13 protein-coding genes are annotated in these 11,954 nt (G+C 40.9%); 10 read left to right on the top strand and 3 right to left on the bottom strand.

The genetic code is table 11. From position 1 onward, the window contains the following. Positions 1-72: 72 nt before the first annotated feature. Positions 73-459: a dihydroxyacetone kinase phosphoryl donor subunit DhaM gene (dhaM, locus tag AC973_RS04060; RefSeq protein ID WP_048727634.1), complete on the bottom strand. Its 387-nt coding sequence runs from the start codon at positions 457-459 to the stop codon at positions 73-75. Between the two features lie 313 nt (positions 460-772). On the opposite strand from dhaM, the gene AC973_RS04055 reads away from it, so the two are divergent. Continuing rightward, positions 773-1,957 (top strand): MalY/PatB family protein, encoded by a 1,185-nt coding sequence (locus AC973_RS04055; RefSeq protein ID WP_048727631.1) that lies wholly within the window; start codon positions 773-775, stop codon positions 1,955-1,957. Between the two features lie 87 nt (positions 1,958-2,044). Here AC973_RS04055 and AC973_RS04050 read toward each other — a convergent pair whose 3' ends face one another. Next, positions 2,045-2,938: a cation diffusion facilitator family transporter gene (locus tag AC973_RS04050; protein WP_048727628.1), complete on the bottom strand. Its 894-nt coding sequence runs from the start codon at positions 2,936-2,938 to the stop codon at positions 2,045-2,047. 247 nt (positions 2,939-3,185) lie between these two features. Between AC973_RS04050 and AC973_RS04045 the strand changes: the two genes are divergently transcribed. The 8 genes from AC973_RS04045 (at position 3,186) to manA (ending at position 9,855) form a co-directional block, all read left to right on the top strand. Continuing rightward, complete coding sequence (locus AC973_RS04045) at positions 3,186-3,560, top strand: MerR family transcriptional regulator (RefSeq protein ID WP_048727623.1); 375 nt, start codon at positions 3,186-3,188, stop codon at positions 3,558-3,560. An 85-nt stretch (positions 3,561-3,645) separates the two neighbouring features. Beyond that, on the top strand, positions 3,646-4,866 hold the full coding sequence (locus tag AC973_RS04040) for an LL-diaminopimelate aminotransferase (RefSeq protein WP_026465581.1): 1,221 nt from the start codon (positions 3,646-3,648) through the stop codon (positions 4,864-4,866). A gap of 218 nt (positions 4,867-5,084) precedes the next feature. Then, a complete protein-coding gene (locus tag AC973_RS04035; protein WP_016896503.1) occupies positions 5,085-5,276 on the top strand; it encodes a hypothetical protein in 192 nt (63 codons plus the stop codon). Positions 5,277-5,732: 456 nt separating this feature from the next. Continuing rightward, a complete protein-coding gene (locus tag AC973_RS04030) occupies positions 5,733-6,725 on the top strand; it encodes a mannose/fructose/sorbose PTS transporter subunit IIB (RefSeq protein WP_048727618.1) in 993 nt (330 codons plus the stop codon). A 19-nt stretch (positions 6,726-6,744) separates the two neighbouring features. Beyond that, a complete protein-coding gene (locus AC973_RS04025; RefSeq protein WP_048727615.1) occupies positions 6,745-7,554 on the top strand; it encodes a mannose/fructose/sorbose family PTS transporter subunit IIC in 810 nt (269 codons plus the stop codon). Between the two features lie 12 nt (positions 7,555-7,566). Further along, positions 7,567-8,514, top strand: a complete 948-nt coding sequence (locus AC973_RS04020) for a PTS system mannose/fructose/sorbose family transporter subunit IID (RefSeq protein ID WP_048727611.1) — start codon at positions 7,567-7,569, stop codon at positions 8,512-8,514. 1 nt (position 8,515) lies between these two features. Further along, positions 8,516-8,899 (top strand): DUF956 family protein, encoded by a 384-nt coding sequence (locus AC973_RS04015; protein WP_026465586.1) that lies wholly within the window; start codon positions 8,516-8,518, stop codon positions 8,897-8,899. Positions 8,900-8,904: 5 nt separating this feature from the next. Further along, a complete protein-coding gene (gene manA / locus AC973_RS04010) occupies positions 8,905-9,855 on the top strand; it encodes a mannose-6-phosphate isomerase, class I (protein ID WP_048727608.1) in 951 nt (316 codons plus the stop codon). Positions 9,856-10,017: 162 nt separating this feature from the next. On the opposite strand, the gene AC973_RS04005 is transcribed toward manA, so the two are convergent. After that, positions 10,018-10,809, bottom strand: a complete 792-nt coding sequence (locus AC973_RS04005) for a formate/nitrite transporter family protein (protein WP_048727605.1) — start codon at positions 10,807-10,809, stop codon at positions 10,018-10,020. Between the two features lie 287 nt (positions 10,810-11,096). On the opposite strand from AC973_RS04005, the gene AC973_RS04000 reads away from it, so the two are divergent. Then, positions 11,097-11,588: a cupin domain-containing protein gene (locus tag AC973_RS04000; RefSeq protein WP_048727601.1), complete on the top strand. Its 492-nt coding sequence runs from the start codon at positions 11,097-11,099 to the stop codon at positions 11,586-11,588. Positions 11,589-11,954: the final 366 nt, after the last annotated feature.

The raw sequence follows: 11,954 nt of genomic DNA, 5'->3' as shown, positions 1-11,954 counted from the left end.
AAAACCTCCTTAGGCATGGATAACACGGTTACAATCAACGACTTTAAATAAGATAAGCATGCGTTAGGACACTTAGCTTTGTTCTTTAATGGCTTCTAAAATTTGGTCTGGTGTACGGTTAATGGTTGATTGAACAGCACCCACATAGGCCCCTTCAACCAGCGGCCCTTCAACAAGGTGGATATGGGCTTTTATCTCGTCCTCCACGAAGTCTAGGGCTGTCTCAGCAGATAAGACGGCTGATCCCATATCCGTGAAGATAAAAATTTCCTTGTCCGTATTAGCAAAGAGGGCCTCCGTGATCTTGTTGACGGACGTACCGATTTCACCGTCATCGGTCCCACCTGCAGCAATGACTGAAAAGGCATTGTTGTCATCGGGTACCATGGTTTCTAACAATTCTTTTAGGCCCTCTGTGATGGTTTGGCTATGAGACACTAATATTAGTAGATTTGTCATATATGAAAAGCCTCCGTATCTAAGTTTTCTAATTTTTTATGTACACGCTTACATTATATCAAGAAAATGTTAAGACAACAAGCAACAGCCATTTGGACTTAAATGAGATGTCATTATTATTGAGTAAGACTTCGGACTATACTTTCCTAGCATTGCGCTGAAGAGCTGGACTAGCGGAGGACTAGAATTATTCAAGGTTTTGATAGATTAAAACGATTACCTTTAAGCGATTGTCCCTTGAATCAAAGTCCTATTAGGTATGATAGAATGAGAATATCAAGACAAGGGTAGACAAATTATAGGAGGCACAAGTATGATAGATATTTTAAAAGACTATAGCCCAGACCGTTCAAATACAAAAGCAATGAAATGGCATGATTTAGAGACAGTTTTTGGGGACAAAGACTTATTGCCGATTTGGATTGCGGATATGGATTTTGCGCCAGCCAAAGAAGTGACGGCAGCCATTCAATCTTTTGTGGATGACCAATACTTTGGCTATTATTCAGTGCCAGATTCTTATTACCAATCAATGATTGATTGGTCAAATGACCATTTCCAATATGAAACAAAGGCTGAATGGTACCGGTTTGCACCAGGTGTATGTACGGGTATTGCCTTTGCCTTACATGCGTATACCAATGAAGGGGACAACATTTTAATTCAAAACCCCGTTTACAATCCCTTCCGTACGGTTATTGAAGAAGCTAACCGGACTTTAGTGATGCAAGATTTATTGGGCAATGAACAAGAAGGGTACACAATTGATTTTGACGCTTTGGAGAGTGCCTTCAAAGATGACGATATCAAGGTTTTCTTATTCTGTTCACCGCAAAACCCAACTGGCCGCGTTTGGTATCGTGATGAATTGGCTAAAGTAGTGGCTTTATGTAAGCAATACGATGTCTTATTATTCTCTGATGAAATCCACCGTGATTTGATTATGCCAGGACATGAGCATATTGCTATTGGAAATATTGACCCAGATTTTGACAATTATGTCCTTTTCGCCTCGCCATCAAAAACCTTTAACTTAGCTGGTTTTAACCATTCATTTATGGTGGTGCCACGGGCTGATTTAAGAGAAAAATTGGATACGTTCTTACATGCGATTCATGTGACTGGCGGGCAACCTGCTGGTTATATCGCGTCAGAAGCGGCTTATACCTACGGGGCGGAATGGGTTGAGAACGTCAACCAAGTGATTTGGGACAATTACCAATTACTTAAAACAACAGTCCAAACAGCCTTGCCGCAAGTTCAATTCTCAGACTTACAAGGAACTTACCTTGCTTGGCTTGATCTGGGGGCTTATGTGAAAAATGCAGACCTGAAAGAAGTGGTTCAAGACCGTGCCCGTTTAGGTGTCAATTATGGGACTACTTACTGGCCAACTAGACCAGAAGATACCCATATCCGGATTAATCTAGCGACTAAAACAGAGATCATTGAAAAAGCTGCAAATAATTTAGTTAAAGCTATTCAAGAGTGGCAGTAGTCAGTCGTAGAAATAGTCAATATACATAAAAAGACCTGCTTCTCATATTGAGCGTGGCGGGTCTTTGTTGTAAGTATATTTAATGGATTAGTTTTCTTGGTAGGGTTCGACATGGACGTCGATGGCGGTGACATCTTCTGTTTTTTGTAGGGCGGATTCTACTTTTTCAGTGATAGCATGACCCGCTTGAACAGAAATTTCTGGGTCTACTAAGATGGTAATGTCGATATAGATATTGGCCCCGTAATTACGGCCGCGGATATCAGCAACTGCGCGCACGCCAGGTACCATGAGGACTATTTTCCGGTAGTTATCTAAGTCTTCTTGGGGGAAGCCGTCTGATAGGGAAAAGGCGGATTCTTTGAAGATGTCATATCCTGATTTGATAATGATTAATCCAACGACAATAGCCATAGCGCCATCTAGCCAAAGGATACCGGTACGACTTAGGAAGACCGACAAGGCAGTTGCGAAAGAGGTCAGGGCATCGGATAAATTATCCTTTGCAGAAGCTTTAAGACTTGGACTATTGAGTTTATTGCCAAGACGGTTGTTGTACCAGTAAACACCGGACATAATGACCCCAGAAGACAAGCCGACAACCGCATTAATGGGTGTTGGAGCTGCGTATGCTTGGTTGATTAAGGCCGTAGTTGAATCAATGGTCACCGTAATCCCGATATAGAAAATCACGAAGGACATAATCAGAGTAGTAATGGTTTCAATTTTATAATGACCATAACGGTGGTTTTGATCAGCTGGGCGTTGGGATAGGATCATGCCCACTAGTAGGGCGATTGACGCAAATGAATCGGTAAAGTTATTCAAACCATCCGCAAAGACCGCATCTGAGTCAAAGTTGGAGCCGACAAGGAGTTTGGCGGTCGAGATGATAACGTAAGTGACGATACTGAGATAAATTCCGCGGCGGGCTATTTGTTGGTTGGTGTTGCTTGGTGTCATGTTAGGTTCATTTTCCATGTGAAAACCGCTCCTTTAAATTGAATTGATAAAGGGTAAAACTTGCCAATCTAGAAAAAAGCAATTCTTTCCATTATAGCGACTGGCAACACACTTTTCAAGGTATTTTACCTAGAAATGACATGTCTTTATTACAAAAAATTGTCTGAATTTCCACAGAATTTCGATAAAATATGATTGACTTAATATGTCAAGTAATATAACATGAGATTAAAATACAATTAAAAAAGAATGAAGGTGAGTTGACATGAAGGAAAAAGAGCTACGACGTACGCTAGCTGTTTTCCCAATTGGGACAGTTGTACAGCTAACAGATTTGACACCGAGACAGGTGCGTTATTACGAAGAACAGAAGTTAATTAAACCAAAACGTTCAGAAACAAATCGCCGCATGTACTCTTTAAATGATGTGGATCGATTATTAGAAATCAAAGACTATTTAAATGAGGGTATGAGTATTCAAGCGATTTATAATACATATAACCGTCAACATACGCACCCTAAAGTGACAGATACCAAGCAGCTGACCGACGAAGATGTTCGCCGCATTCTATATAATGAAATCTTGAACCAAGGTGGTTTCAGAAACGCTGGCGCTGATCAAGACTATCCATTGCGCTAGATGCGACAAAATTCGTTACGGCTCTCATACATTAAAAAATGAAAGTGACTAAAAAGTAGCATATATGATATAGAGGAGATTTTTTATGAACCAAATTAATAAAGATTACCAACGATTACCAGGCTCTTATTTATTCGCAGAAGTAAAACGTCGCCAAGAGGCCTATGAAACAGCACATCCAGACCAAAACGTGATTCGATTAGGTGTTGGGGACGTTACTTTACCTTTAGCACCTGCAGTCATCGAAGCCTTACATAAGGCCGTAGACGAACAAGCAGATGCCGCTACTTTTAAAGGTTATGCGCCAGACCATGGTTACGACTTCTTACGTGAAGCCATCCAAAAAAATGACTTTGCAGCGCGTGGTGCAGATGTTAAAGTGGATGAAATCGTTATTTCTGACGGTGCCAAATCAGATTCTTCAAACATTCAAGAAATTTTTGGCCCAGACATCAAAATCGCTGTTGGTGACCCTGTTTACCCAGTTTACATCGATTCAAACATCATGGCTGGTCGCGGTGGTGACTACAACGAAGAAACTGGTAAATGGTCGGACTTGGTTTACTTATCAGCTACTGCGGAAAATGACTTTAAACCCGCGCTACCTGAGGAGCCAGTTGACTTGGTATACCTTTGCTACCCTAACAACCCTACAGGGACAACTTTAAACACCGCTGACCTACAAAAATGGGTAGACTGGGCTAACGAAAATGATGCGATCTTAATCTTCGACTCAGCTTACGAGTCATTCATTACTGAAGAAGACGTGCCACATTCAATCTTTGAATTACCAGGTTCACGTACTTGCGCTATTGAAATCCGTTCATTCTCAAAACGTGCCGGCTTTACTGGTGTGCGTTTAGGGGCTACGATTATCCCTCAAGAGTTAGAAATCGATGGCGTATCCCTATTAGACTTATGGAAACGTCGTATTTCAACGAAATTCAACGGTGCACCTTACATCGTACAACGTGCTGGAGAAGCAAGTTACTCTGAAGAAGGTAAAGCGCAAATCGAAGAAATGTTAGCTTACTACCGCCGCAATGCCATCCTGATTAAAGAAGGTTTGGAAGAGGCTGGCTATGAAGTTTTCGGTGGTGTGAACGCGCCTTACGTTTGGTTGAAAACACCAGCAGGAATGGACTCATGGGACTTCTTTGACTTCCTATTAGAAAATGCACAAATCGTTGGGACACCAGGTGTTGGTTTCGGTCCTTCAGGTGCCGGCTACTTCCGTTTAACAGCCTTCAATACCTATGAAAAAACAGCAGAAGCTGTTGAACGTATCAAGGCTTTAAACAAATAGTTAAACGATCGAAAAGGGTAGGACCTCGGTTCTGCTCTTTTTGTTTGCACAAATTTAATCGAAATTAAGCTGTTTTTTTCTCAAAGCAAGTGCGCAATCTATTATCGCTTTTTCCGATTATTCTTGAGTGATTACTCCTCCAGACGATACCTTACATGTCTTGTTAAAACGGAATACTAAATACACTTGATTGGGAGGAATATGATGAAGAAATCTTTGTGATTATTAACGGGGCAGCCATTTCCCTAGAGGCATGTGTCAATAGTGGTTCAGGTGAATTGGCGCAAGTCTCCGTGGCTTCGCGTGGGACGGATGTTGAAATCTTGGACTTCATCGCAGAGTCAGATGTCTTAGCTGAAACGTTTGATGAAACAAAGTTAGGTGTAGAACTGCCTATTGAAGAAGTGTAGTCAGCAAACAAGTCATAGATATGTCAAGATCAGTGTCATATTTCCTGTCATCACTGAAGAGTAAAACGACTTTTCTGGTTAAATGTCATATTATTTTATACAAACAATTGATTATATGCAAAGTACAGAATCTATACAAAATCTGATTTTACGCGTTTTTTTATGTATATGAGAAAACTTTAATCTTTCGATTAAAGATAATTTTGCAATCTTAATAACTTATATAACATGTTAAGCGAGAGACCGATTTAACAGTATTTAATACCATTTTTTTAGCAAAAGGGTATATTTAAATATTTTAAAGTCTAGCCATGCGCAAACTTTTGCAAAAAAATGACGGATTTTGACAAAATTACTGATTTTCTCCAATATTTTATGATTGTATTTGGTAGATTTTACTTATATACTTGAAAACGGATACAAGTGTCCAAATTTTATTTAGGGAGGTTTAATAGGATGATAGGAATTATTTTAGCGAGTCACGGTAAGTTCGCTGAAGGTATTAAACAATCTGCTGAGATGATTTTCGGAGAACAAGAAAATCTGCAGGCAGTAACCTTTATGCCTGAAGAAGGACCAGATGATTTACGTGCCCATCTTTTAGAAGCAGTCGAATCTTTCGATGATACGTTACAAATTCTATTTTTAGTTGATTTGTGGGGAGGTTCACCATTCAACCAGGCTAATGCAATTCACGAAGAAATGCCAGAACGCACAGCAATAGTAAGTGGGTTAAATCTACCAATGCTCTTAGAAGCTTTGGGTCAACGATTTGGTTCTGATCAAGTGGCAGATGTTGCTAAACACATTTTGACAAGAGACGTGTCAGGTATTCGTGTAAAACCTGAAGCACTTGGGGAAGGCATTGACGCCCCAGTAGCTGCAGCTAGCGAAGGTAGTCAAGAAGAGGAACAAGTTGGTACCTTAAAACCTGGTACTGTATTAGGTGATGGGAAGATTAAGTATGTCCTAGCACGCGTGGATACCCGTTTATTACACGGTCAAGTAGCCACTGGTTGGGTGAAATCAGTTAACCCTAACCGTATTATCGTTGTATCGGACAAGGTAGCCCAAGATGACATGCGTAAATCATTGATTCAACAAGCGGCGCCAACAGGTGTTCGTGCCAACACAATTCCAGTATCTAAATTAGCGGAAGTTGATAAAGACCCACGTTTTGGTAAGACAAAGGCATTATTATTATTTGAAACTCCACAAGACGTATTAGCAGCAATCGAAGCTGGTGTAGATATAAAGGAAGTAAACTTAGGTTCAATGGCGCATTCTAAAGGGAAAACAATGATTTCAAGATCATTGTCAGTAGACGAGGAAGATGTAGCTACTTTACAAAAATTAAAAGACCTTGGGGTTAAATTTGACGTACGTAAAGTCCCTGCAGACTCAGACGAAAACTTAGATAAACTGTTGAAAAATCATAACTTGATTTAAAAGGGAGGTCGACAGAAAAATGGATATTTCAATTTTTGCAGCTATAGCTATTTGTGTTATTGCATTATTCGCTGGTTTTGAAAGTGTGTTGGACTCATTCCAATTACACCAACCAATTATTGTTTGTACATTAATTGGTCTTGCAACAGGAAACTTAACTGAAGGGCTACTATTAGGTGGTCAATTACAATTAATCGCTTTAGGTTGGATGAACATCGGGGCAGCGCAAGCACCAGATGCTGCCTTAGCAGGTGTAATCGCTGGTATCTTAGTATTAACTAAAGGTGCTTCTGTAAACGAAGGTATCGCCATTGCAGTGCCTTTAGCAATCGCTGGTCAAGTATTAACAATCTTCGTTCGTACAATGACAGTAGGTTTGGCACATTATGCTGATGGCCAAGCGGAAAAAGGCTCTATTCGTGGAGTTGAATCTGCCAATATGATGGCTTTAGGTCTTCAAGGTTTACGTGTAATGATTCCAGCAATCGCTACATTAGCTTTACCAGCTTCAGCTGTACAAGGCGCTTTAGCAGCCATTCCAGACTGGATCACAGGTGGTTTAGCTGTTGGTGGTGGTATGATCGTTGCTGTAGGTTACGCAATGGTTATCAATATGATGGCAACCAAAACAACATGGCCATTCTTCTTTATCGGTTTTGCTTTAGCAGCCGTTACAGAATTGAACTTAGTGGCAATGGGTATTATCGGTTTGGCCTTAGCACTTATCTACATTGAACTGTCTCCACAATTTAATGGCGGTGGCGGTTCAGGATCTGGTGGTTCAGGTTCAGTTGATGCTCAGTTAGACGCCATTTTAGAAGACTATTAAGGAGGGGTAGACATGACTGAAGAAGTAACAAACCGCGTAACATTATCAAAACGAGACCGGATGGTTGCAAACTGGCGATTAACTTTCGTTCAAGCTTCATGGAACTACGAGCGTATGCATAACGTTGGTTGGGCTTATGTACTAGCCCCAGCAATCAAAAAATTATATACAAGTAAAGAAGACCGTACGGCAGCTTTACAACGTCACTTGGAATTCATTAACTCACACCCATACGTTGAGGCACCAATTTTAGGGGTAACCTTAGCCATGGAAGAAGAGAAAGCAAATGGTACAGCCATTGAAGACCAAGCTATCCAAGGGGTTAAAGTTGGTATGATGGGTCCTCTTGCTGGTGTGGGTGACCCAATCTTCTGGGGTACGTTACGTCCAGTAATCGGTGCCTTCGCTGCATCGCTTGCCCTAAGCCAATCTATCATTGGACCAATCTTATTCTTCGTACTTTGGAACGTCATTCGTGTAGCCTTCACTTGGTACACACAAGAATTAGGTTACCGTGCCGGTTCTGAAATTACAAAAGACTTATCTGGTGGTATTATTCAAAAAATTACTGTTGGGGCATCTATCTTAGGGATGTTCGTTATGGGGGTATTGGTACCTCGTTGGACAACCATGAACTTCCCAAAAGTAATCTCTGAAGTAACAAACCAAGAAGATGCTATTGTAAACTTTGATGGTTTAGTTGAAGCAGCTAACAATAGTAGCGTAACTGCTGACAGCTTCCGTGATGTAATTAACCAAATTTCATCAGGTCACTTAGTGAATACAACAACGCAAACATCATTAGGTGATGTATTCAACCAATTATTACCTGGTATGATGCCATTACTATTAACATTAGCATGTATGTACCTATTAAAACGTAAAGTCAGCGCAACTACCTTGATCTTCTCTATCTTTGTGATCGGTATCGTGCTTTATGTACTAGGTATCATGGGTTAAGATGGTAGCACAATTAAATACAGAAGTAACGTTCGTCTCCAAAGCGAATGCGATGATCAACCCTATCGACCCTAAGTCAGGATTACTGATGGTGGGCGATAAGGGTGTCGAATTTCGCGAGGAGAACGGACCAGGCTTCATTCAAATTCCATGGGTTAACATTACACGCATCCGCGTGCAAATGTTCTTCAAAGGACGTTACGTCCGCGGCTTCTACTTTGAAACCGATGAAGGCCAACTCCTGGAATTTGTTGTCGATGAAGCTAAAGATAGTCTTCGGGCAATGCGCAAGTACATGCCTCGAGAAAAATTCGTCGCACAACAAAGTAACCTAGCCAACTTATTCAAAAACCCCTTTAAACGAGGGAAAAAAGACAAGGAGTAGTGACGATGCAAGAACCCATATTCTTAAAAGCCTACCTGGAAGAAAAAATCTGGGGTGGACAAAAATTACGCAGTCAATTTAATCTAGACATCCCTTCAGACCAGACGGGAGAAGCGTGGGTCATTTCAGGACATGAACATGGGCAATCTATCGTGACGTCACCTGAATCCCTTGCCGGCTTAAGTCTATCTGACTTGTACCAAAAGCACCCAGAAATCTTCTTGGGAGAAGTGGCTGAACGGTTTCCATTATTAATCAAAATAATTGATGCCAAGGAAGACTTGTCCGTCCAAGTGCACCCGGATGACGCCTATGGACTAGCCCATGAAAATGACCTTGGGAAGACGGAGTGTTGGTATATTATGGACGCTGATCCAGGTGCCTACCTGATTTACGGCCACAATGCCCAAAATAAAGAACAGTTCCTAGAAATGGTCGAAGAGAACGAGTGGGACCAACTGTTACGTAAAGTGCCCGTTCATGCCGGTGATTTCTTCGCCGTGCCAGCAGGGACTATCCATGCTATCGGTGGCGGCGTATTAATCCTCGAAACCCAACAAAGTTCTAACACCACCTACCGGGTTTATGACTACGGACGCAAGGACGCCAATGGCCAGGAACGTGACCTACACATCCAACAATCAGCGGATGTCACCATGTTCCCCCACAAGGATACTCTAGCAACCGGGCATACAACTGAACTACCGGGCGGCTCAATCCAAGAATTTTGGACCAATGAATACTTCTCCGTGGCAAAATGGACAATCGAGGATAACTTGCATATCAACTTATCCGACAAGTACCAATTGTGTACAGTCCTTGAGGGCCAAGGACAAGTAACGGTTGGCGACAAGACTTGGGACGTAAAAGCAGCAGACGCCTTTATCCTACCAAGTGACCTTAGAGAAGTCACACTCACTGGGCAATTCAGTTTGATGGTAGCAGAAGAAGCGTAAATGGCTAGCGGTTGTTCAACCTGTTGAACGAATAAGAACCATAAAAATAGACCAAGGGGACATCAAAGCAGATGCAACCCCTTGGTCTCTTATTTTTTTAGGATGTTCTATGTAAATCGCGCGGCATTCTTTATACTTTTCTGGATACCTCATCATCTGGACTTAGTCGAGATATCCTGTCTCTACACTATTTAGGAAGCTATACCCTAGCCCCATGATAACACCGCCACCTACTAGATTGCCCATAAAGGCGAAGATCCAATTAATCAACACGGCCATCATATCCATGTCATTACCTGAGAAGAAAGCGATACTCATTAGCGAGAAATTCGCAATAATATGTTCTAACCCACCATAAACAAATAGGAAAATAACGGCGATGATAAATAGTAGGCGGCCAATATCATCTTTCATTTTCATCTGCCCCATAATGGTGATATTGACGAAGATATTTGCGAGAATCCCGTCTATGAATAAGGTCCAAATGTCTTTATCCAATTTCGCATTAATCATGGCCATGATCGCAGAATCAGCATTAAAATAATGTGCGATACTAGAATGCCCAATGAGTATACCAACAATAGCAGCCCCTAGTAGGTTCATACATGTGCAAATAAAGATAATGGTTAATGCTTTTGACCAAGATAATTTCCGGCGATGCGCACCTGCGAAAAGGTACATCATATTTGAAGTAGCCAACTCACCGTTCAAATAAATAATCATGGCTAAACCTAGCGGAAATATCAAAGCGTAGCTTATTTTACCTAAAGGCGGGTAGTCTACAGCAATGGCATCCCAAACCAAGACACCAATAGCGGTTGGCAAGGTTAAGAATATACCCGCGTAAATAGCCCGCAACAAATATCGGACTTTTGATTGGTCAAAAAGGGCATCCTTCTTGGCAACTGCACCGTCGATTTTACTCATGAAACTCGAAATATTCATATCGCTCATAGCTTGTCTCCTTACAATCATTTTTTGATATTATGGACAAATTTTTCATAATGGTAGCCTAGCACAAACGTGAAGCGATTGTTTTAAAAACAAGACATTAAATAGTTATAAGTTATAAAAAGAGCGGTAGTTTGATAATATTTTCACAATATCGACAAATCATGTACGCGATTGTATTTATTGGATTAGTAATAATGTGGGCGCAAATAGCATAAAAAAATCGTGCAAAATACTGGGAGAATAGATACTATTGAAGGTGAAAAGCAAATATTTTGGAGGCGAAATATATGAAAGACAAATCAATTTGGATCGACCACTACAAGATGGCAGGACATGAAGAAGGCGGCTTTTTCTATCAAGTATTGAAATCAGATCAAACCATCCAGCTAGAAGGCCAAAAACCACGTGCCCTATATACCAGCATCTACTTTCTCCTAACAAGCAACAATCCATCAAGATTCCACCGTTTAACAGCCGATGAAGTGTGGTACTACCACTACGGCAGCCCACTAACTGTCCACATGATTACAGCAGAGGGTGACTATCAACAAGTTACTTTAGGCACAGACGTTGAACAAGGGCAAGTTCTACAAGCAGTCGTACCAAAGGGGACTATTTTTGGCTCAACAGTTGAAGACGCAGATAGCTATTCACTAGTCTCATGCATGGTTAGCCCAGGCTTTGAATACGATGACTTTGAACTATTCAAACGAGCAGATTTACTCAACCAATACCCAGATTATGCAGATATCATTCACTGTCTAACCCTAGCGGACTAGGCATATCACCTGCCTTAATATATTTCTAAAGAATCCATCACAGATTGACCACAATTTTGAGTCGGATTTTCATCATATCTTCAAAAGTATCGTCTACTATATAAGCATACCCAATAAAGAACCAAACTTTTTCTTCATAAATCTTTCTCCTCCCAAAAACGAAAGATTACAGTCAACCAGTCGTCCTCCCAACGGCTGGTTTTCTATTGCAAACTTGAAAAATGGCTTTAATAATCTATAACCTTAAAATCATAGAAACAACACAAATTTTGACGAAATCTTCACAATATCTTCAAAGCTATCGCTTATTATATAAGCATACCCAATAAAGAAACCAAACTTTTCTTCATAAATCTTTCTCCTCCC

Source organism: Carnobacterium sp. 1290_CSPC (genome assembly GCF_001053265.1).
In the GTDB taxonomy this organism is placed as follows: domain Bacteria; phylum Bacillota; class Bacilli; order Lactobacillales; family Aerococcaceae; genus Aerococcus; species Aerococcus urinaeequi.
This window is presented reverse-complemented; position numbering and strand designations above follow the sequence as displayed.

Bases quoted from the DNA above. Each gene is read 5' to 3' on its own strand.
- AC973_RS04055 (WP_048727631.1), top strand. From the start codon at position 773: ATGATAGATATTTTAAAAGACTATAGCCCAGACCGTTCAAATACAAAA.
- AC973_RS04045 (WP_048727623.1), top strand. From the start codon at position 3,186: ATGAAGGAAAAAGAGCTACGACGTACGCTAGCTGTTTTCCCAATTGGG.
- AC973_RS04020 (WP_048727611.1), top strand. From the start codon at position 7,567: ATGACTGAAGAAGTAACAAACCGCGTAACATTATCAAAACGAGACCGG.
- dhaM (WP_048727634.1), bottom strand. From the start codon at position 459: ATGACAAATCTACTAATATTAGTGTCTCATAGCCAAACCATCACAGAG.
- AC973_RS04005 (WP_048727605.1), bottom strand. From the start codon at position 10,809: ATGAGCGATATGAATATTTCGAGTTTCATGAGTAAAATCGACGGTGCA.
- manA (WP_048727608.1), top strand. From the start codon at position 8,905: ATGCAAGAACCCATATTCTTAAAAGCCTACCTGGAAGAAAAAATCTGG.
- AC973_RS04000 (WP_048727601.1), top strand. From the start codon at position 11,097: ATGAAAGACAAATCAATTTGGATCGACCACTACAAGATGGCAGGACAT.
- AC973_RS04025 (WP_048727615.1), top strand. From the start codon at position 6,745: ATGGATATTTCAATTTTTGCAGCTATAGCTATTTGTGTTATTGCATTA.
- AC973_RS04040 (WP_026465581.1), top strand. From the start codon at position 3,646: ATGAACCAAATTAATAAAGATTACCAACGATTACCAGGCTCTTATTTA.
- AC973_RS04015 (WP_026465586.1), top strand. From the start codon at position 8,516: ATGGTAGCACAATTAAATACAGAAGTAACGTTCGTCTCCAAAGCGAAT.
- AC973_RS04050 (WP_048727628.1), bottom strand. From the start codon at position 2,938: ATGGAAAATGAACCTAACATGACACCAAGCAACACCAACCAACAAATA.
- AC973_RS04030 (WP_048727618.1), top strand. From the start codon at position 5,733: ATGATAGGAATTATTTTAGCGAGTCACGGTAAGTTCGCTGAAGGTATT.